This is a genomic window from Paenibacillus sp. CAU 1782, assembly GCF_054551715.1.
The window spans coordinates 778,286-799,060 of the sequence record NZ_JBTOLL010000001.1 but is presented as its reverse complement, the minus strand read 5'-3'; the positions used below and the strand labels follow the sequence as shown (position 1 = coordinate 799,060).

The following is a 20,775-nucleotide window of genomic DNA, read 5'->3' as shown; positions in this document are numbered from 1 at the left end:
GAGACCTTGCCCCAAAATGGGGAAGGTCTCTTTTGTCTTTTACATTTTCTATGTTGAGTTAACCCTCCGTTACCGATTATAATAGTCAAGTATCAAGTCTAACGGAAAAGGTGTCATAAATGAGCATATTAAATGTAGAACGTTTGAGCCACGGTTTTGGCGACCGTGCTATCTTTAACGAGGTTTCCTTTCGATTGCTGAAAGGAGAGCATATCGGACTGATCGGCGCCAACGGCGAAGGCAAGTCCACCTTCATGAATATTATTACCGGCAAGCTTCAGCCTGATGACGGCAAGGTGGAGTGGTCCAAGCGCATGCGCGTCGGTTATCTGGATCAACATGCCGTGTTGACCAAAGGCATGACTATTCGTGATGTGTTGAAGGGCGCATTTCAATACCTGCTGGATATGGAGCAGGAAATGAACGATATGTATGGCCGAATGGGCGAGGTTTCGCCCGAAGAGCTTGAGCAGCTACTGGAGGATGTGGGCACAATCCAGGATACGCTCACCAATCAGGATTTTTATTTGATCGATGCCAAAGTGGATGAGACGGCCAGAGGCCTCGGTCTGACGGATATCGGCCTTGACAAAGATGTCAACGACCTCAGCGGCGGTCAGCGGACTAAAGTTCTGTTAGCCAAGCTGCTATTGGAAAAACCCGACATTTTGCTGCTTGACGAGCCCACCAACTATCTGGATGAAGTCCATATCGAATGGTTGAAGCGTTACCTGCAGGGCTACGAAAATGCGTTTATTCTGATTTCCCACGATATTCCGTTCCTGAACAGCGTAATCAACCTGATATACCATATGGAAAATCAGGAGTTGAACCGATATGTCGGCGACTATGACCACTTCATGGAAGTGTACGAAATGAAGAAGCAGCAGCTGGAATCCGCCTACAAGCGCCAGCAGCAGGAAATCTCCGATCTGAAGGATTTTGTTGCCCGCAACAAAGCCAGCGTCGCTACGCGCAATATGGCGATGTCGAGGCAGAAAAAGCTGGACAAGATGGACGTCATCGAACTGGCTAAAGAAAAGCCAAAGCCGCAGTTTAACTTCAAGGAAGGCCGGACAGCGGGCCGCGCGATCTTTGAAGCAAGACAGCTTGTAATCGGCTATTCGGAGCCGCTGTCGCGCAGCCTGGATCTCCGTATGGAGCGCGGTCAGAAGATCGCACTTGTCGGCGCTAACGGCATCGGCAAAACGACGCTTTTGCGCAGTATCCTGGGTGAAATCAATCCGGTTGCCGGAGAGGTGGAGCTAGGCGATAATTTGCAAATTGGCTATTTCGAACAAGAAGCCAAGGAAGCCAATTACAATACATGCATTGAGGAAATCTGGAACGAGTTCCCGTCCCTGAATCAATTCGAGGTGCGCGCCGCCCTGGCAAAATGCGGATTGACCACCAAGCATATCGAAAGCAAAATCACCGTTCTCAGCGGCGGAGAAAAAGCCAAGGTTCGCCTTTGCAAGCTCATTAACCGCGAAACTAACTTGCTGGTGCTCGACGAGCCGACGAACCATCTCGACGTCGATGCCAAGGAAGAGCTGAAGCGAGCGCTTAAAGCCTATAAAGGCAGTATTTTGCTTATTTCCCACGAACCTGATTTTTACCGCGATGTCGTTAGCAACATCTGGAACTGCGAATCGTGGACAACAAAAGTATTCTAATTCAACAAACGTGCCGAAACCCTTCTTGCCAAACGCAATGAAGGGTTTTTTTTGAACAAAGATGTCAATTAATCGTCAAAAAATTTTCGATTTCGTGAACCCAGAATGATGCTTGTCCGCAGCATGGGAATATAGGTATAATAGCTAAGGATAAGATTACCGTAGAAAGTGGGAGCAGTATGGGGCGCAAATGGAATAACATTAAGGAAAAAAAGGCATCCAAGGATGCCAATACAAGTAGAGTCTACGCAAAATTCGGCGTTGAAATTTATGTGGCAGCAAAAAAAGGCGAGCCTGATCCTGAATCGAACCGCGCATTAAAGGTCGTATTGGAGCGGGCCAAAACCTATAACGTGCCCAAAGCGATTATCGACCGGGCGCTCGACAAAGCAAAAGGCAGCGCGGACGAAAACTATCACGAGCTGCGTTACGAAGGCTTTGGGCCAAACGGCTCCATGGTTATTGTAGATACGTTGACCAATAACGTGAACCGTACCGCTCCTGCCGTGCGCTCTGCCTTTAATAAGCAGGGTGGCAGCATGGGCGTCAGCGGCTCCGTTGCCTATATGTTTGACGCAACAGCCGTTTTCGGCGTTACCGGCAAGTCGCTTGACGAAGTTATGGAGCTTATGCTTGAAGCGGACGTTGATGTTCGTGACATTCTGGAAGAGGATGAAGCCGTAATCGTCTACGCCGAGCCTGACCAGTTCCATGCAGTTCAAGAAGCTTTCAAAAGCGTCGGCATTACGGAATTTACTGTGGCTGAGCTGACCATGCTGGCTCAGAACGACATCACGCTGCAGCCTGACGTGCAGGCGCAATTCGAAAAGCTGATTGACGCGCTCGAAGATTTGGAGGATGTACAACAGGTTTACCATAACGTTGACCTGTCGGAATAGGGAAATCAAATCAATCGGCCCACTGTGGGCCGATTGTACGTTAAGGGGACGCTGTATCTCATACGGCGTTCCCTTACTCATGATTAGGAAAAATTTGATCAACCGCTTTAAGTGCATGTTCAAAAAGTTCGCTTTTCAGTACCGAGAAGATGACTTGAAGCTAGGAATTGAGGAGCGGAGCGTAGTGATGGCTACGTGAGGACCTCAAATGTTTCCGGAGGAACATACTACGTAAGCATACGCTTAGTTCGGCTGAATGTCATATTCGATGTCGGCCATGCTGTTAGGCACGCTTCGTAGTGGAAAGAGGACTTTTTGAACAACCGCTTTAAGGGAGAGTGCAATTTCATTGACTTCAGGCATCTTTGCTTCACAAACCAATTCTTTTCGCTATAAGCTTGTTCTATTGTTAGCTGTCGTCATTGTTGCAGGCATGAGCCAAGGGTTGCTGCTCCCTTTATTGTCTATTCTGCTAGAGGATGCCGGAATTCCCGCAGACCAAAACGGCATGAATTCGGTCGCGATGTATATCGGCGTTTTTGGCATGATGTTTTTTGTGGAGAGGCCGGTAAGGGCTTGGGGCTATAAAAAAGTAATTATTGCCGGCATCGCATTGGTCGCCTGCTCGGTCCTGCTATTCCCGCTAACCAGTTCGCTTGCCGTCTGGTTTGTCCTGCGGCTGCTCGTCGGAGTTGGCGACAGCGCCCTGCATTACGCGACGCAGCTCTGGATTGTAAGTTCCAGCCCTGCGGAGAAACGCGGCAGATACATTTCGCTTTACGGCATGGCTTATGGCCTCGGCTTCAGTATTGGTCCGCTTGGCATTAACCTGCTGCAAATAGGCAGGCCTGCGCCGTTTCTTGTTTCGGGCATTATCTTTTTAAGCGTCATGCTTCTGGTGTTCAAGCTTCCGCAAGAAAAGCCGGAAATGCCGCAGCGAGGAGAGGCAGGCCGAAAGCGGTATTTGACAACCTATCGCCTTGCATGGTTTGCGCTGATTCCGGCGGTCCTGTTCGGTTTGGTGGAGTCATCCATGAACAGCACTTTTCCGCTTTACGGATTGCGGACGGAGCTTGACCAGCATTGGATTTCGTTGCTGCTTCTTGCGTTTGGAGCAGGAAGCTTGATTCTGCAGCTGCCATTAGGCATTCTGAGCGACAGGGCAGGGCGAAAACCGGTGCTTATGCTTTGCGGAATAGCGGGTTCCCTGTCTTTTTTGGCAATTCCGTTTGCGGACGGCACCATCGCTATTCTCATGCTTCTGTTTATCGTCGCCGGCGGAGCGGTAGGTTCCTTTTTTTCGTTGGGCCTGGCCTATGCTGCCGACATTCTGCCGAAGGAAATTCTGCCAGCCGCCAATGTGGCGGGTTCGATCCATTTTAGCATCGGCAGTATTTTGGGTCCGCTGCTTGGCGGTTACGGCTTGTCGTATTTATCGGATAACAGCGTATTTCTGCTGCTTGGGTCGGCATTTCTGCTCTTTTCGCTGCTGGGATTCGCTTTCCGGCCGCAAACTCGTCCCCGATCCATCTCATAAATCTATTGCAACATAGCCTCCGGCACCCTATGATGGTAGTGACTAAGAAATACTTGGGAAAGACATTAGCAGGATGGTTCCTATTTACGGCTGATACATACATTAGATACGATCAGGAGGCCTGTCAAAATGAGTACGATCTTGCTCGTTAAGGATAATAGAATGAACCGGGACATGCGGTGACAACGATAAACAACTTCAGTCAAGCCAAAATCCTTATTGTGGATGGACAGGGAAACAATATAGATCTGTTGGAACGCATCCTGTCCCGTGCGGGATATACCCGTCTGCACTGTACGCCAAAAGAGGCTGATTTGCAGCAGACGCTTGGGGAAATCGAACCCGATATCGTTCTTTTGGACATGCAAATGCAGGAGATGGACTGTCTTCAGGCGTTGGCTTTGATTCGGGAGCATACGGGCGAAAATGCATTTTTGCCTGTTCTGATGCTCATGGAGGATCATTCGCCAAGTCTCAGACAGCATGGACTGCAAGCCGGCGTAAACGATTTTTTGGTTAAGCCCTACGATAAGACGGAAGTGGTTCTGCGGATTAATAACCTGTTGAAAACACGTTCGTATCACATACAGCTCCAACTCCAAAACAGCAATTTGGAGGAAAGGGTCCGCGAAAGGACGGAGGAGCTGAAAAAGGCAAAAAGAGAGACGTTGAAGCTCCTTGGGCGGATTGGGGAATACCGGGACGATATGACCGGCAGTCATACCCAGCGCGTGGGCAAGCTTGCGGGACGGCTTGCAGAAAAAATCGGCTTATCCCGGGATCATGCCGATATGATCGCCATTTCAGCGCCGCTTCACGATATTGGGAAAATCGGTATTGCCGACAATATTTTATTGAAGCCCGGCCGCTTTGAACCCCATGAATTTGAACAAATGAAGGAACATACGATCATTGGCGCCAATATGCTGGAGGGCAGCTCGTTTACCGTACTGAAGCTTGCCCAAATCATTGCCAAAAGCCACCACGAGAAGTGGGATGGCAGCGGTTACCCTGAAGGGCTTTTGGGGAAGCAAATACCGATTGAAGCGCGCATCGTGGCCTTGGCGGATTTTTATGATGCATTGACGCACGAGAGGCCTTACAAAATAGCCTGGAGCCATGAAGAAACGCTTGTGGAAATCAAACGGCAGCGCAGCAAACATTTTGACCCTGAGGTGGTAGACGCCTTTATGACGATGATGAGCGATGACATAGAATAGCGGGTGAGCGATCGAGTTGTTGACTACCGGGTCAAGAACTGCTATGCTCATGTTATGAGCAGACCAAGAGAATTCGACGTTGACCGTGCGCTGCACCAGTCCATGGAGGTTTTTTGGACAAAAGGGTTCAAATCCACTTCATATGACGATTTGACGCGCGCAACCCAAGTGAAGAAGCAAAGCTTTTATTGCCTGTTCAAAGACAAGAGAGCTTTATTCATTAAGGCGCTTGCTCTATATCGCGAGCAAAGCGTTGCCGTAGTGAAGGAGCTGGCGGCTGAAGAAACGCCACCTTTGGAGAAGCTGAAAGCCATTAGCGACGCAGCTCTTCACCGGAACAAAAATTCGGATTGCCGAGGTTGCCTGATGGTCAATTCCGTGTTGGAATTCGGTACGGAGGACGAGGAAGTAACCCGGGAAATCAAAGAAATGTTTCATGAAGTGGAGCAAATTATAGAAATCGTTATACAAGACGGACAAAAGCGGGGAGCCATCACGAGCCGCCTCACGAGCAAGGAGCTTGCCGTCTACTTGAACAATGTATGGAGCGGCATCAAAATGATGGAGAAGTCTGGTTCTTCCGAGGATCGTATTGATGTCGTTCTTAACGCGGCTTTGGCGCTGCTGGAGCCGTGAATTTTTTTGCCAAGTTATTGACTGCGAAGTCAATAACGGAGTCTAACGAGCCGGTACATAAAGTTGAGGAGGTGAGAATTTGAGTTACAGGACTTGGACAATGTTCCAGTCAAAAAAATCATTTAACAAGGTAAGCAGCGTCGTATTGGATGCTTTTCTTTTTGCCATGTTGTTGACTGGTAAGTCAAAAAAGATGGAGACAATATAAGAAATAGAGATACAAACACATAACGGAGGGATTCCTTTGCAAACTGCCAAATCTGTCGAAGCTTTATTTACACCGTTCCAAGCCGGAAGCTTAACGTTGTCCAACCGAATCGTTATGGCGCCGATGACCCGCCAGTTTTCGCCGGAAGGCGTTCCGGGTGAAAATGTTGCCGCCTATTACAAGCGTCGCGCGGAAAACGGGGTAGGCCTTATTGTAACCGAAGGCACGATCATTGAGCATGCCGATGCCTCGGATCAAGGTAATGTGCCTCATATTTACGGCGAAGCCGCGCTGAAAGGCTGGTCTAAAGTGGTTGAAGCCGTGCATGCTGCAGGCGGCAAGATCATTCCGCAAATTTGGCATATGGGCGCAAAAGGCCAAGTCAATGATTATTCGGCGGCCGAAATTGCCGAGATCGTGGATTCCTTTGCCCGTTCGGCAGCCGCAGCCAAGGAAATTGGCTTTGACGGCATTGAAATACACGGGGCGCATGGTTATTTGATCGATCAGTTTTTCTGGGAGAAAACCAATAACCGCACCGACCAATACGGCGGTGACTACTTAGCGAGAGCCACGTTTGCGGTCGAGGTGATTAAGGCTTGCCGCCAAGCTGTGGGGCCCGATTTCCCTATTGTTTTCCGTTACTCCCAATGGAAATCCAGCGAATATACCGCCAAACTGGCTAAAACGCCGGAAGAGCTGGAACAGTTCCTGAAGCTGCTTAGCGATGCGGGAGTTGATGTATTCCATTGCTCCACGCGCCGCTTCTGGGAGCCCGAATTCGAAGGCTCCGATCTGAACTTGGCAGGCTGGACTAAAAAGTTGAGCGGGAAACCGGTTATTACGGTTGGTTCCGTTGGACTCGACACTGATTTTATGACCTTGTTTACGGAAGGAAAAGGCGGCAATACACAAGGTATCGACGACCTTATCAAGCGTTTGGAAAATGGAGAATTTGATCTGGTTGCTATCGGGCGGGCCCTGCTGAGCGACCCTGCTTGGGCAAACAAAGTCCGTGAAGGCCGGCTTGACGATGTATTGCCTTTTACACGGGAATCGTTAGCCTCTTTACATTAATGCTGCCTGAAGACATTCTTCGGGAAAAATAAATAAGCTCATGCATATTTCATGATGCGCCAAACCATCCTTTACTTGAATGAGACAAGAAAGGATGATAAAAATGAGCGTATTGTATACAGCGTCGGCTACGGTAACGGGAGGCAGGGAAGGCAGGGTGCAAACCCCTGACAGCGTGCTCGACCTGGAATTGTCCATGCCAAAAGAGCTTGGAGGAAAGGGAGGCAGCGGCACCAATCCGGAGCAATTGTTTGCTGCGGGTTATGCTTCCTGTTTCGACAGCGCTCTGCAATTGGTCATTGGCAGAAAAAAAGTGAGCGACGTAACTGCTACGAAAGTGACCGCGCATGTATCATTGCTGAAAGACGAGACCGACAGTGGCTACAAGCTAGGTGTAAAGCTGCAAGTCACCGTTGCGGGAATCGGGCAAGAGCAAGCCAGTGAATTGGTCGCTGCGGCCCATGCCGTCTGCCCGTATTCCAAAGCGACCAGAGGCAATATCGACGTGGAAACAAGCAACGAGTAGCCTCTTTGCGTTAGGTATCCCGTTTATTGTGGTTATCCGTTATTTACTTATTGGAGAGAGAGGACCCGTACAGTGAAGTGCATCGTAATTGGAGCAGGCATTATGGGGGCGTCCACCGCTTATCATCTTGCCAGTATGGGGGCCGAGGTCACGCTTATCGATCGCCAGGATAAAGGTCAAGCAACGGATGCGGCCGCCGGCATTATTTGCCCCTGGGTATCCCAACGGCGCAATAAAGCCTGGTATCGCCTGGCGTCTGCGGGAGCGCGTTATTATCCCGATCTCATCGCGGAGTTGGAAAAGGCAGGGGAAAGGGAAACCGGCTATGCCCGAGTCGGCGCATTGCTGCTTCATGACAGCGAGGATAAACTGGCCAAGCTAGAAGAAAGAGCAAAGCTGCGCAGGGAAGAGGCTCCTGAAATAGGCGAAATCGCATCACTCGACGGTTTTGCGACAAAGTCGCGTTTTCCGCTCCTGGCGGACGACTATCGCTCGGTATACATTGAAGGAGCCGCGCGTGTCGACGGACGAGCGCTAAGGGATGCGCTCGTCCGTGCCGCCGTTCGGCATGGAGCTATGTTGCTGCGAGGGGACGCAGTGCTGGACCTCGACACAAATCGCGTCAAAGGCGTTAAGATTGGCGACAGGGCCTATGAAGGGGATGCAACGATTGTGTGCGCAGGCGTCTGGGCAAAGGAGCTTTTTGGACAGGCGGGGATCAGCTTTCAAGTAACGAGCCAAAAAGCGCAGATTTTGCATCTCCAGACGCAAAGCGGACATCCAACAAAACATTGGCCGGTAGTCATGCCGCCGACCGATCAATATTTGCTTGCCTTTGACCATCAAAGGCTTGTTGTTGGCGCGACGCATGAAAACGATGGGGTGCTAGTGGACGAACCAGTCGCAACGGCAGGCGGATTGCAAGAGGTGTTAAATAAAGGCCTTGCGGTTGCGCCAGGTATGGCTGATTCCGAAATCGTGGAGACGAGAGTTGGCTTTCGGCCCTTTACGCCGGGCTTCCTGCCGATTGCGGGCAAATGTCCGGGCTTAGAGGGATTGTTTGCAGCAAACGGGTTAGGCTCATCCGGACTAACGGTTGGTCCTTTTTTAGGGGATCAACTGGCTAAGCTTACGCTAGGGCTGCCGTTTGAGATTGATTTTAATGATTACAACTTGCAAGTTGCCATCGGATAACGAGCTTTTGGCCAAGAATGAGTTAAATTGCTCGGAAAAAGCAAAATACTGCTTGATATTTACATTTCATCGTATTATTCTAGTTCATAACAACGATGACTTGCAATGGAAGCAACTTATCCAGCGGATTCCATCGGAATCCGCTTTTCTGCGCTTCAATACGTTCATTCATTCCGGAAAGGAAGTTTTTTAATATGAACCTGGGGATTATTGCTCCAGCCGAAGAAAGCAGCTTTATTCTGGCTCAGAAGCGAAAGCTGCATTTTTTGGAGTTTTGCGTAAACGAAGGGGACGATGTAACGGCATTTTGCGACCGGGTTGGCGAGCTGTCGGCGTGGAAGGAACAATATGACATACAAATTGGCTCCATTGGACGCTGGAAATCAATAAGGATTGACCGAAGCGGTGACATCGTCCAAGATGAGCTTAAGCGCTGTTTTGAGCTGATCGATGTCGCTTCAGAGCTTCAATGTCCCAGCTTTGTCGTCGGCTGCAATTACGTGGACGAGCTTTCCCTGTACGACAATTGCACAGCGGCAATTCGTTTTTTTGGAGAGCTGCTGACATATGCAAGCTCCAAAACCGTCAACATATCCACATACAACTGCCGAAAAGTCAATTTCGTGCATTCACCCGACGTTTGGCGGATCATCCACGGCCATTTGCCTCAGTTAGGCATCAAATATGACCCGTCGCATGCACGTTTTTTTGGCGGAGATTATTTGCAGGAAACGTTTGATTGGGGACATCGATTCTATCATGTCCATCTCAAAGGCTCGCTTTTGATCAACGGCGTAAAGGTGGATGAACCACCTGCCGGCATGGATCAAACGGATTGGAAGTCGTTTTTGGCCACGCTCAGGGCGGTTGGCTATAGCGCAGGCCTGAGCATTGAACCGCGAAAGTCGGCGCTGCCTGATGAATTGGCGGACAGGGGCGTTGATTATTCGGCATCCTATTTTAGAAAACTGCTGCTTGAGTCTGGTCATGAGGAATAAGACGGAGGTGAAAAAATGACGAAAAAATTGAAATATGCGCTTATCGGCGCAGGCGGAAATGCCGAGAAAAAACATATTCACGGTTATCTTTCGCTGGACGATGTACAGGTTGTCGCCATCTGCGACATCGATTTGGACAAAGCCTCAAAAATGGCGCAAAAATACAATGTTGCTCGTGCTTATCAGGACTACAAAGAAATGTTCGCAAAGGAAAAGCCGGATATTGTCAGCATCGTTACGCCAAACTTCCTGCATGCCGAAATCACGGAATTTGCGTTGTCGCAAGGCGCGAATGTCCATTGCGAAAAACCACTTAGCATAAGCGCTGAAGAAGCGAATCGCATCCTTGAGGCACGGGACCGGTACGGCAAGCTGGTTATGATAGGCTTGAATAATCGCTTCACCAATGAAGCTGTTTTTCTGAAAAAGTGGATCGATGATGGCCATTTGGGGGAAATCTACAGCGCCAAAGCCGGTTGGGTGAGAAGGAGCGGTATTCCGGGCAGAGGCACGTGGTTTACGGACAAAAAGCGTTCCGGCGGTGGTGTTTTGATCGATTTGGGCGCCCACTACCTGGATCTGGCGCTTTATTTGATGAATCTTCCAAAGGTATCCTATGTGGCAGGAAGAACTTATCAAAATTTCATTCATACGACGGCGCGCAATCGAAACGGCTACAAAGGGATTGAAGGAGGCGTCTTCAATGTGGAAGACGCAGCTATTGGTTACATTGGACTGGATAACGGGGCATCGCTGTCGTTTGATTTTAGCTGGGCTTCCAATATTGAGGAAGACCGGTTTTATGTCGAGCTTATGGGCACCAAAGGCGGGGCAAGCCTTGTCAACGGCACGCTGAAGCTTTTTGGGGATAGCTCCGATATTTGCCTCGATATTACGCCAAAGCTGAAGCTGAATCCCCAGTTGCAATTATTGAATGAATTCCGCCATTTTGTTGATGCCATTCATAAACGCTCCAGTACGCTTGTTGCTCCGGCGGATGACGGTTTGTATTTTGCTGAAATTGTAGACGCCTTCTACGAAAGCGCAGCAAAAGGAATTCCGGTTCAAGTCTTGTCAGGATATCCAAGCGTCTTGGTCTAATCAAAGAAACGGCAATTCCGATATCGGAATTGCTTTTTTTACGGGGTACCCTCATTTAATCATTCGTAAACGAACCAAATTCGGTGATGCTTAATTTATAATCGAACGTAATTTCAGTTTTGCTGAATATGTCATCCCATTCTTCTTTGACCTTTTTCCATATATGGGGATGTTTGATTGACAATACTTCCCCAAAACCGGCAACATCTGTCTTGTAGTCGGTCTGAAGCTTACGCATTAGCGTGTTAATTATGTTTTTAAGCTTGGCTTTGAACAATTCCTCTACATCTTTTACATTTGATTCCTTTTGCGTATACTGACCTCTGCTGTTCCAGATTTCAATCAGGCGGCCTTCGGTTTTGATGGAAACGTGAAACGCGATTTTGTTGCCGGATACGTCTGCCTTGATTTTGCTTTTCATCGCCTTTATTTCGTAAGTAATGGGTTCATTGTCCCGGTCGTAAGTTTTGATAACACCGGCATGACCTTCATTTTTTATCCAAGCCAAGCCTTCGGTATCCTCCTGATTCAAATTGCCGATCCATTGGCCGCTAGAGCCCTTAATGATGCCTACACCGGAAAATTCGGTTTCTCCTTTGGCCGTAACCAGGTTTTGCAGAACAAAGCTTTTTTTGGCGTACATCAGGGCATCCAGTCTGGATAACGTTACGGCATTAATAACCTTGCTTGTTCTAGACCTGTTGCGAAGCATGCCGGATATGTGGAAGGATGGGATCTCGTTAGGCTGCGAAGAGTAAAGGGTATCCTTGGCCGGTCCTCTGCTAATGAAGACCAGGGTACTAGGCCGGATGTCATTATCTCGCAAAACAAAATCCATTAATTGTTCAATGGCCTGCACCTTTAGCAGCTCGGCGCAAATGACGATGACTTTCAGGTGATGGCCGATGATCGGGCGGTCCCGGCGAATCGAAAATTGACGAAAAATTTCAAGGATAGAATCGCCGCTAGCTGAAGTATTCAAATAGTGCTTTTTGGTATCCGATTTTTTCTTGTCTTCGCCGCCTGCCGATTTTGTCGGTACGATTTGGATAGTGGCCATCACTTTATTCCTTTTGGAATACCGCGCGCCTTTGGCTTCAAACTCTTTTTCGACGGGAGCCGGTTGACCGACATCCAGAGCCAATCCAGCGTATAGGGCCAAGTCCTCGATCTCCTTGCTGCTCCAGCAGCCCGTCAGAAGGGCAGGAAGGAGCACGATCAGAATCAGACACTTGACTAACCTAGACATGCTGCTTCAATCCCTTCACTCGAACCCACCATACAATGCTAAGAAGCACGGTTACCAAAAGAAATAGCCACACACCCATCACTCCAATTGCGTCACCTAACGCAAACAGGTCCTGACGGGTTTTGGGCACCATCGTTGCTAGAAAAAGCAATGGAACCATCACAAAAATCATCGATTGGAAGGGGCGCTTAAAAAGTTGAGATACACCTAGCGATGCCTGGAAAAAGAAGCTGCAAAAATTGCAAAACATCTGCATCAGCCAGATAACCATCAATGGAAACTCAAGCCGTTCTACAAAAAATCCCGTTATTTCAAAACTGCGAATTAAGTCGATCGTTGGCCAGGTGCTTGTAATAACCGAATTGATCGAAAGACCTCCAACGACAAGAATAATGGTGAGGAAGTACAGTCCAAAAGGGATGGCAATACCGCCAAGCATCGCTTTTGCAGCTTGCTTGGGGTTCTCCATAAAAGCAACAATGGTCATGACCACCTCGCAACCGGTGTAGATCAGGATTGACGACTTTAACCCTTTTAGCACCGGCATAATTCCTTCGCCCAACACTGGCCTTAGATTGCTTACTTCAAATATCCGAAGGCTGAATCCATAGGAGACAATCAGAACCAGGATGGTGATCGGAAAAACGATTTGATAAACACGAGCGATCGAGTTAATGCCGCCGCTGACGAGATAAGCACCCGCCCAGATAAAGGGCAAAACCATCGCCCAAATCGGCGTTCCTTCCAGAAGAAAAAATAAGCCTACTTCAGCCAACGAGCGAATTTCAAACCCAGCGATTATGATGAAATACAGGACCAACAGCATGCAAAGGATTTTTCCCGGCCATTTGCCAACTATTTTACCTGCGAATTCAAAAATGGTCTGTCCCTGAAATTTAAGACAAAGACTTACCATAAGCAAAATAACCGGCATAATGATGATACCGCCAAGCAAGATCGTAATCCAGGAATCCGGCGATTCCATGGCTTGGGTTACGCTGCGCGGCATGGTCAAAATACCGGCGCCAAGTACGGTGTTGGTCAAAAAAACAGTTGCTTGCGAGGTTGTGATTTTATCATCGGTTCTCTTAAACAAACGAAGACCTCCCGGCTTATGATTTTTTTCGTTCATTTTTTGTTTTCAGCATGGCTGGCCGCCTTTTCATCAAGGAAAACGGTGCGCGAAGGAACACATCCTTCCAATCTCGCAGACGGTAAGGCGTAACTGGCGTCAAATACGGAACGCCAAAGCTCTTGAGCTTGGTTAAATGACTGCACAGGAGAAGGAAAAACAAGATGGTTCCGTACATGCCGAGGAAAGCGGCAAAAACCATGCCGACAAAACGCAGCAAACGAAGCGTAAAGCCAGCGCTGTACGTAGGAATCGAGAAGGAGGAGATAGCTGTAACGGCTACAACAATGACCAGAAACGGGCTAACTATGCCGGCTTGCACAGCAGCGTCGCCGATGATCAAACCTCCGACGATGCCCATCGCCGGTCCAATCGGCTTGGGCAGACGGATGCCGGCCTCCCGCAAAATTTCGATAGCTACCTCCAGAATCAGCACCTCGATAACAGAAGGAAACGGGACGCCTTGCCTGGTTTCGATAATCGTCAAGGCAAGCTCGGTCGGAATGAGACCGGGATGGAACGAAATAAACGAAATATAAAGCGCTGGCGACATTAATGCAAGAAAGGCTGCGAGAAATCGCAGCATGCGAAGAAGCGAGCTGGGCAACCAGCGCTCGTAATAGTCCTCCGGCGATTGAAGCAGCATGCTGAAGGTGGATGGAACGATTAAAGCAAATGGCGTGCCGTCAAGCAATATGCCGATTCGACCGGCCAATATTTCATTGATGACTCTGTCTGGCCGCTCCGTATTTTGCGTTTGCTGGAAAGGGCTTAAATAGTTATCCTCGATCAACTGCTCGACGTAACCGGATTCCGCCAGAAAATCCATATCCATTTTTTCGATGCGGGCTTGAACCTCGCGCAGCAAATCTTCGTTGACGATATCCTTCATATAAGCGATTGCAAGATCTCTCTTCAAGCGGGTCCCGACCCGATAAGATTTCATCACCAACTGGTCGCTAAAGCCTTGACGCCGTAGCATGGACGTATTTTCGCTAAGGATTTCGGTAAAACCTACCCTCGGTCCACGCAACAGCGCTTCGGATACGGGCTCCATAACAGGGCGGTTCGCTCCGTCCGGCAGCTCGATCAATAAACCTCGCGGAAACCCTTCAATTAATAAGCCGGTATGGCCAAACAATACGGAACGGTTAAATGCGCCAATATCGCCGGCTTCAATCAAGCTGTTAATAGGAAGGATAGCTCCCGCATTAAGCGGCAAGCCCAATTCCTCTGCCGTAGCCTCGAACATCAGAAATTCAAGCAGCTTCAAATTTAGAAGGCGATCATTTTGCATGCCGTCCACATAAACCAGCAGGCCTCGGCAATTCATCTTGGCCATCGGAAATTCCCTTGTCCGAAAATCGCAATTTTCACCAATGAGGTCTTTGATGATCTGAATGTCTTCCTCGTAGTTCCCCGTAAATGGTACATTTTCTTCATGCAGCTCCTTTTTTTCTACAGCACGATTGACGTTTGGTCCAGGAGCTTTCCCCACAAAATGGTAAAGCTTCCTATACAGAAAAAACATCAGAAGAGGAACCAAAAGCGCAATGATGGCTTGAGCAAAAATCGTCCAATCAGGGATATATTTCATGATGGCTGACATGGGCTGTATCCCCTCCACAGGAAATTGCCGGATAGGCGCTTTTGTTGAAGCTTTCCAAAGTTTGCTTCTTTTTATGCAAGTTGCCCCATTTAAGATGAAGCTGCAACGTCCAAAGCATTAGAATTATCCTGTTCATCGTCGAAGAAATCATACTACATTTATAAGGAACTGAAAGACGAATCGCCAATGTGGCTAAAGTGTTCAAGAAAATAGAATGGAGAAACAATAGAGTGGACGTTCTTTTTGATAGTGAACAAACGGCGGAATGGTTAAAGGGGTTTGGGATATGGGGGGCTTTAATCAGCATAACGCTCAATATCCTCATTAGCGTTGCCGGCGTATTGCCATCCGTTTTTTTATCCGGCGTAAATGGGATTGTTTTCGGGTTGTCTGCCGGTTTTGTCATCTCGATTATAGGGGAAACGTTAGGCGCTTTGATCTCGTATTGGCTTTATCGAAAGGGGATTTCAAAGCTTCGGGGAAGAAAAGGAAGTCGTCAGGGCAAATGGAGCAGGGCGTTTGCTTCGGCTAGACCCGCAAAGCAATTTGTCCTGATGTTGATCGCGCGGATCATGCCGTTTATCCCGTCAGGCGCAATTACTTTTGCTGCTTCGTGGTACAGGATGAATGTCTATTTATTCATGGCGGCTACAGTGATAGGGAAAGCACCTTCGATAGCTGCGGAAGTATGGCTGGGTCAGGGCTTGTTTTATTGGATCAAAAATAGCTGGTTTTAGTCGGAGAGCCGCGCCTCTTCATTTGAAAACAAGAGAGGCGCGGTTTGTGAAGAGGAATGCTGCTGTTGGCAGCTGATACTTAAACTGCTAGACGCCCATACGGATGTTTTTAACCGATTTCGACTCCAGAGAGAAGTGTTCGTATACTCGTTCGCCGCCTTGCCCCTGGGGAGCTTGAGCCAATAAACCAACCTTTACTGTGTCACCCACCGGCAAACTGAAGAAACGCATCATATCGAATTTTTCGCCATCCAGGGAATAATGAAAGGCAAAGGAATTGCCCAATCTAGCGACCTGCAGCCAAACCTCTTTACCGTCGATATTACAACCGTTGGCGTCGTCCGATACACCGTTGGTCACTACGCTTACTACGGCGTTGGTGTCGAAATCCGTTAGCTCGAAACAGGCTTTGGCCCATACCTGCAGGTCTTTCATAACCATGACAGAAGCGGAGTCGTACGTATCCCTGAACTCGTGACTCGTCTTCACTTTCATGACGAAATCTCCGGTTACCTCCGTATAGAAAAAAGGCGCGTTCGTTAAATTTTCGGGCGTGATTCCAACTTCGGCGGTTGGAGTATGGTTGCAGAAAAAATCGCTTTTTTCAGGCGCGTGCATGATAACCGCATCATTTTGAAAAGAAATCCTGTTTTCGTTCACCCATTTAAAGGCTTTGAAATCGGCTTGTCCCATAATGAATCCTCCCAAGTTACATCAAATGTAAATCCATACAGTAGCATTATAAAAAAAATCGGAGGAAAATAGTAGTACAATCATCTTCAATTATGCAACTATTCCATTATTCTTTTGCGCTTCAAGCTCCGCTATCAGCTTATCGCCTTCAACGTCCAGATTAGGGAGAATGCGATCCAGCCATTTCGGCAGTGACCATGCCTTGTCGCCAAAGAGGGACATGACGGCAGGCACCAGCGTCATACGAATCGCAAACGCATCGATTAGGATGCCAAGCGCCAACGCAAAGCCGATTTGTTTGATCATAATATCATGCGTAAAAATAAAGCCGGCAAAAACGGACACCATGATGATGGCCGCCGCAACTACGACACGGCTCGCCATCTGGTAGCCAAGTCTGATGCTTTCATGTCCGCGATGGCCGTGCACATAGGATTCCCGCATCGAAGAAACGAGGAAAACCTGATAATCCATAGCAAGGCCATACAAAATGCCGGTAACCATAATCGGGATAAAGCTAAGCAGCGGTCCACCCGTATCAAAGCCGAACAGTTCATGACCGTAACCCCATTGGAAAACGGCAGTCGTTAAACCAAAAGTCGCCAATATGCTGAGCAAAAAGCCGATCGTTGCCTTGATTGGAACAAGGATGGAACGGAAAACAAGCAACAATATGATCAAGGACAAAATAACAATGATACCTACATAAACAGGGAATACTTCCGACAATTTGGCGGACATGTCGATGTTGACGGCCGTAAGACCGGTTACGCCAAGCGTCACCCCGTATTTGCCGGCAATATCGGAATCCCCGGAACGCAGCTCTTCCACAAGCTTTTTCGTGGCGGGATCGGATGGACCGGAATCCGGAATAAGGCTTAAAATTGCCATTTTTCCATTTTCGCTAACACCGGCGGGATTTACGACAGAAACATGCTCAATTTGCATGAGTTCTTGTGCAAGACCTCCCAATGTTTCCATGGTTACGAACTGGGAGGCATCCTCAGGTTCGGCAACGATCAGAAGCGGCCCGTTAAAACCTTCGCCAAAGCCTTTTGCAATGACATCATAGCTCTGCCGTTCGGCCGTATCCAGATTGGCGGTTGCACCGGATGGCATGCCAAGCTCCATTTTGGCAACCGGGATGGCGGCAGCTCCCAATAAGACGATTACGCCAACAATGACAAGCCAGCGGAATTTGATGACGCCGGAAACCCACACATTAGCGATTTTGTTCTGCTCTTTTGCCGCTTTCACTCCATATTTTTCACGTGCCTTGCGCGAACAGATGCGTTCTCCCAGCAATCCCAGCAAAGCGGGAAGCAGCGTAAGAGCAATCAGTACATTAAACAAGACTGTAATGGAAGCGACGATGGCCATCGTGCTCAAGAAGGAGATCCCGATGACCAGCAGACCGAACAAAGCAATGATAACCGTAAGGCCGGCGAAAAATACCGCGCTGCCTGCCGTTCCCACTGCCCGGCCAGCCGCTTCGCGAGCGGAGAGCTTCTGATCGAAAATAAGGCGTCTCTGGCGATTGACGATAAATAAGGCGTAATCAATGCCGACGGCAAGGCCGATCATCAAGGCCAACACAGGCGTAAACGAGGTCATCGTCACAAATTTGGAAGCTGCGAACGCGCCGCCAACACCTGCTGCTACGCCAAAAAGCGCAATCACGATAGGGAGTCCGGATGCCACGACGGAACCCAATGTCAGAAACAGTACGATTGCGGCTACAACCAAGCCGTAAATTTCATTGGTCCCGATTGGAATCGAGTTTTCTTTGAGCGAATCGCTTGGCAATACGGTTATGGACGTATTTGCTTCCGCATGCATAGCTGCATCAATGATAGAAGCCGTTACGCCTTTGGGAAGGGATGTTTGCTGCACAGTAAACTGAAATTGAAAAAGAGCGATATTGCCTTCACTGGCGATCAATACGCCGGGAATCGGCATGCCGTCGATCATAAGCGGACCGTAGGGAGGAAGTGCCCCTTGTTGTGCTGCGGCACCTCCCGCCGCCGCAGCGGCTTGTTTCTCCATCATTTCTTGTTGCATCGCAGCCGCGCCATCATCGCCGCGAGCCGCCATAAGCTCAGCGGGATTAATAACATAATCTTGATTATACACTTCATTAATGGCGTTAATCATTGCCGCTGCATTAGCTTCGGTATCAAGCCGTTCGCCATCCGGAACAAGGAATATCACGCTGCCTTGTCCGCCCGACGCTTCGGGCAATTCCTTCTCCAATTTGTCCAGTATCTTCTGGGAGGCCGTGCCTTCAAGCTTAATATCGGACGAAACGTGGATGCCATTGGTGGCGAGCAAAGCTCCAACCAGAGCAAGGACAAGAATCCAGCCAATGATAAAGAACCAAGGTTTGTCATAGGCTTGCTTGCCGATTCGGTAAAGTAGTTTTGACATGATACGGATTTCTCTCCTATTCTGTTATCTATTCTAAAACCCGTGTCGCAAGTAGTTGAATGCGGTATCGATGTATTCGTCGAATGTTGCTATACCCTCATTTTCGCTTGCAGGAGCACCAGGAAGCTGTACTTTCACGCTGCCGTCAAGCATTGGAAGGATGATCGCGCAAACGGAGCCGGCCAAAATGTGGCTGTAGCCTAATGGATACCTGTCCTTGAACAATTCATCCAATGTTTCTTGAGCAGCCGTTTGCAATCGATGAACCATTGTCAACGTATACGGAACGAGGCTTGGATTTGTTTTGGACAGCTCCAGAATTTGATGGACGCGACGAAGCACACCTTCAGTTAATTGCATTTTGATAAATTGATACATTACTTCAATCGGCACGGAATCCTCGGGAAGCGCATGAATCATATCGATGTATTCATCATGGCCGTGAATGACTTCCGCCGCCATCACAACTGCTTCTTCCTTGCAGGAAAAGTGATTAGCAAACGTTCGTCGCGAGTAACCGGCCTTTTGCACGATGTCTTCGACGACAAACCCATCTAGCCCTCGCTCCATCGCTAAGTGAAATGCTGCTTCCGACATGGCGCTCGCCGTTGCTTCTTTCTTTTTTCTTCTCAAGCTTTGATTCACTTCTTATTCACCTCCAACTTGCCATTTATAGAATGGATAATGTTATTCTATCACTTAGTTGCCCATTGTGCAATTTTGCTCATTGGGCATTTTATGTCGCAGTTAGGTGCATGCTTTGCCAAAGATGCGGCTCCTCCGGTAAAGCTGTATAATAAGGAAAGTTCAGTTATTTAAACCTATTATGGTGAGGCTAATTAAAAGGGGCGTAGCGGCAGCTATGAAAAAAAGATTTGTCAACAACGATGGCTCATCCAATCAAAAAGCTTTTTCCGATTTTCGGCAATGGCAAAAGGAGCGGCGCGCCAAAAAGAAGGATTTATCCTACATCATTCCGCGTGTCAAGCCCGACCTGGAGCTACTTTCCGCCAACAAAACGGAACCAACCGTTACCTTTATTGGCCATTCCACATTTTTGATTCAACTGGGCGGCCTCAATATTGTGACCGATCCGGTGTGGGCGAACCGAATGGGGATGGGAGCCAGGCTTGCGAAACCGGGAATCGCGATTAAGGATTTGCCGCCGATCGACGTTGTGGTTTTGTCGCATGCCCATTATGACCATCTGCATTTGGGCAGTTTGCGCCGTTTGCCCGGCGACTTCATTCTTCTTGTGCCGGAGGGTTTGCAATCTTGGTTTCGCCGAAAAGGCTTTGACCGCGTGCAGGAGTTTTCCTGGTGGGACGATAAAAACGTTGGAGGGGTTACGTTTGGTTTTGTGCCAGCAAAACATTGGACGCGTCGAACCCCATGGGATACAAATACTTCGCATTGGGGCGGCTGGATTATGACTTATGGCGAGGATTGTTTGTATTTTGCAGGAGATAGCGGATATGACGATATTTTCGTGCGGATTGGGGAGAAATATCCCCATATTTCAGTTGCGTTAATACCGATAGGGGCTTACGAGCCGGAATGGTTTATGGGGAATTCCCACATGACGCCGGAACAGGCCATCCAAACATTTGATGACGTCAAAGGCCAGGTTTTTATCCCAATGCATTATGACGCATTTCATTTGGCCGACGATACGCCAAAGGAGGCGTTGGACCGGCTACTGGCAGAGTGGAAGCGAAGGGAATTGCCTGATCAGAAGCTTTGGATGATGGAGCTAGGAAGGACGATGAAGTGGCCTTTCGCTAATATTTAATGTCATTAATAAACGCAGAAAAATCATTAAAAAGCCTGCATGGTTATGGAACCAGCGGGCTTTT

The 20,775-nt window shown here is 48.6% G+C and carries 18 protein-coding genes; 12 read left to right on the top strand and 6 right to left on the bottom strand.

Going from position 1 to position 20,775, the window contains the following annotated elements:
• Positions 1–119: 119 nt before the first annotated feature.
• From ACX93W_RS03940 to ACX93W_RS03895, 10 genes are all read left to right on the top strand, one after another.
• Positions 120–1,676: an ABC-F family ATP-binding cassette domain-containing protein gene (locus tag ACX93W_RS03940; RefSeq protein ID WP_459391006.1), complete on the top strand. Its 1,557-nt coding sequence runs from the start codon at positions 120–122 to the stop codon at positions 1,674–1,676.
• Positions 1,677–1,855: 179 nt separating this feature from the next.
• The gene (locus ACX93W_RS03935) at positions 1,856–2,575 is read left to right on the top strand and encodes a YebC/PmpR family DNA-binding transcriptional regulator (protein ID WP_459391005.1); all 720 of its coding nucleotides are present in this window, start codon (positions 1,856–1,858) and stop codon (positions 2,573–2,575) included.
• 349 nt (positions 2,576–2,924) lie between these two features.
• Complete coding sequence (locus ACX93W_RS03930; protein WP_459391004.1) at positions 2,925–4,112, top strand: MFS transporter; 1,188 nt, start codon at positions 2,925–2,927, stop codon at positions 4,110–4,112.
• A gap of 179 nt (positions 4,113–4,291) precedes the next feature.
• Positions 4,292–5,332 (top strand): HD domain-containing phosphohydrolase, encoded by a 1,041-nt coding sequence (locus ACX93W_RS03925; RefSeq protein ID WP_459391003.1) that lies wholly within the window; start codon positions 4,292–4,294, stop codon positions 5,330–5,332.
• A 54-nt stretch (positions 5,333–5,386) separates the two neighbouring features.
• Positions 5,387–5,968, top strand: a complete 582-nt coding sequence (locus ACX93W_RS03920) for a TetR/AcrR family transcriptional regulator (protein ID WP_459391002.1) — start codon at positions 5,387–5,389, stop codon at positions 5,966–5,968.
• 244 nt (positions 5,969–6,212) lie between these two features.
• Positions 6,213–7,253, top strand: a complete 1,041-nt coding sequence (locus ACX93W_RS03915; protein ID WP_459391001.1) for an NADH:flavin oxidoreductase — start codon at positions 6,213–6,215, stop codon at positions 7,251–7,253.
• A gap of 103 nt (positions 7,254–7,356) precedes the next feature.
• A complete protein-coding gene (locus ACX93W_RS03910; RefSeq protein WP_459391000.1) occupies positions 7,357–7,779 on the top strand; it encodes an organic hydroperoxide resistance protein in 423 nt (140 codons plus the stop codon).
• Between the two features lie 72 nt (positions 7,780–7,851).
• On the top strand, positions 7,852–8,973 hold the full coding sequence (locus tag ACX93W_RS03905) for an NAD(P)/FAD-dependent oxidoreductase (RefSeq protein ID WP_459390999.1): 1,122 nt from the start codon (positions 7,852–7,854) through the stop codon (positions 8,971–8,973).
• A gap of 194 nt (positions 8,974–9,167) precedes the next feature.
• Positions 9,168–9,971: a sugar phosphate isomerase/epimerase family protein gene (locus ACX93W_RS03900; RefSeq protein WP_459390998.1), complete on the top strand. Its 804-nt coding sequence runs from the start codon at positions 9,168–9,170 to the stop codon at positions 9,969–9,971.
• A 15-nt stretch (positions 9,972–9,986) separates the two neighbouring features.
• Positions 9,987–11,072, top strand: a complete 1,086-nt coding sequence (locus tag ACX93W_RS03895; RefSeq protein WP_459390997.1) for a Gfo/Idh/MocA family protein — start codon at positions 9,987–9,989, stop codon at positions 11,070–11,072.
• A 55-nt stretch (positions 11,073–11,127) separates the two neighbouring features.
• On the opposite strand, the gene ACX93W_RS03890 is transcribed toward ACX93W_RS03895, so the two are convergent.
• From ACX93W_RS03890 to ACX93W_RS03880, 3 genes are read right to left on the bottom strand one after another with little or no spacing between them, the layout of a single operon-like run.
• The gene (locus tag ACX93W_RS03890) at positions 11,128–12,321 is read right to left on the bottom strand and encodes a Ger(x)C family spore germination protein (protein ID WP_459390996.1); all 1,194 of its coding nucleotides are present in this window, start codon (positions 12,319–12,321) and stop codon (positions 11,128–11,130) included.
• Positions 12,314–13,417: a GerAB/ArcD/ProY family transporter gene (locus ACX93W_RS03885; RefSeq protein ID WP_459390995.1), complete on the bottom strand. Its 1,104-nt coding sequence runs from the start codon at positions 13,415–13,417 to the stop codon at positions 12,314–12,316. Before ACX93W_RS03885 ends, ACX93W_RS03890 begins: the two co-directional genes overlap by 8 nt.
• 16 nt (positions 13,418–13,433) lie before the next feature.
• Positions 13,434–15,062 carry a spore germination protein gene (locus tag ACX93W_RS03880; protein ID WP_459390994.1) on the bottom strand — a complete coding sequence of 543 codons (1,629 nt, stop codon included), beginning with the start codon at positions 15,060–15,062 and terminating at the stop codon, positions 13,434–13,436.
• A gap of 230 nt (positions 15,063–15,292) precedes the next feature.
• Between ACX93W_RS03880 and ACX93W_RS03875 the strand changes: the two genes are divergently transcribed.
• A complete protein-coding gene (locus ACX93W_RS03875) occupies positions 15,293–15,799 on the top strand; it encodes a TVP38/TMEM64 family protein (protein ID WP_459390993.1) in 507 nt (168 codons plus the stop codon).
• 87 nt (positions 15,800–15,886) lie between these two features.
• Here the strand turns inward: ACX93W_RS03875 and ACX93W_RS03870 are convergent, their stop codons facing one another.
• The 3 genes from ACX93W_RS03870 to ACX93W_RS03860 all read right to left on the bottom strand — a co-directional run bounded on the left by ACX93W_RS03870 (position 15,887) and on the right by ACX93W_RS03860 (position 19,564).
• Positions 15,887–16,492, bottom strand: a complete 606-nt coding sequence (locus ACX93W_RS03870) for a DUF1349 domain-containing protein (RefSeq protein ID WP_459390992.1) — start codon at positions 16,490–16,492, stop codon at positions 15,887–15,889.
• 90 nt (positions 16,493–16,582) lie between these two features.
• Entirely contained in the window at positions 16,583–18,919 is a 2,337-nt protein-coding gene (locus ACX93W_RS03865) for an MMPL family transporter (protein WP_459390991.1), read from the bottom strand.
• A gap of 33 nt (positions 18,920–18,952) precedes the next feature.
• On the bottom strand, positions 18,953–19,564 hold the full coding sequence (locus tag ACX93W_RS03860; RefSeq protein ID WP_459390990.1) for a TetR/AcrR family transcriptional regulator: 612 nt from the start codon (positions 19,562–19,564) through the stop codon (positions 18,953–18,955).
• Between the two features lie 217 nt (positions 19,565–19,781).
• Here ACX93W_RS03860 and ACX93W_RS03855 point away from each other — a divergent pair, with 217 nt between their 5' ends.
• A complete protein-coding gene (locus ACX93W_RS03855) occupies positions 19,782–20,711 on the top strand; it encodes an MBL fold metallo-hydrolase (protein WP_459390989.1) in 930 nt (309 codons plus the stop codon).
• Positions 20,712–20,775: the final 64 nt, after the last annotated feature.

Excerpts from the sequence above, each read along its gene's own strand:
- ACX93W_RS03940 (WP_459391006.1), top strand. The coding sequence starts at position 120 with ATGAGCATATTAAATGTAGAACGTTTGAGCCACGGTTTTGGCGACCGT.
- ACX93W_RS03935 (WP_459391005.1), top strand. The coding sequence starts at position 1,856 with ATGGGGCGCAAATGGAATAACATTAAGGAAAAAAAGGCATCCAAGGAT.
- ACX93W_RS03920 (WP_459391002.1), top strand. The coding sequence starts at position 5,387 with ATGAGCAGACCAAGAGAATTCGACGTTGACCGTGCGCTGCACCAGTCC.
- ACX93W_RS03910 (WP_459391000.1), top strand. The coding sequence starts at position 7,357 with ATGAGCGTATTGTATACAGCGTCGGCTACGGTAACGGGAGGCAGGGAA.
- ACX93W_RS03900 (WP_459390998.1), top strand. The coding sequence starts at position 9,168 with ATGAACCTGGGGATTATTGCTCCAGCCGAAGAAAGCAGCTTTATTCTG.
- ACX93W_RS03895 (WP_459390997.1), top strand. The coding sequence starts at position 9,987 with ATGACGAAAAAATTGAAATATGCGCTTATCGGCGCAGGCGGAAATGCC.
- ACX93W_RS03890 (WP_459390996.1), bottom strand. The coding sequence starts at position 12,321 with ATGTCTAGGTTAGTCAAGTGTCTGATTCTGATCGTGCTCCTTCCTGCC.
- ACX93W_RS03880 (WP_459390994.1), bottom strand. The coding sequence starts at position 15,062 with ATGTCAGCCATCATGAAATATATCCCTGATTGGACGATTTTTGCTCAA.
- ACX93W_RS03870 (WP_459390992.1), bottom strand. The coding sequence starts at position 16,492 with ATGGGACAAGCCGATTTCAAAGCCTTTAAATGGGTGAACGAAAACAGG.
- ACX93W_RS03865 (WP_459390991.1), bottom strand. The coding sequence starts at position 18,919 with ATGTCAAAACTACTTTACCGAATCGGCAAGCAAGCCTATGACAAACCT.
- ACX93W_RS03855 (WP_459390989.1), top strand. The coding sequence starts at position 19,782 with ATGAAAAAAAGATTTGTCAACAACGATGGCTCATCCAATCAAAAAGCT.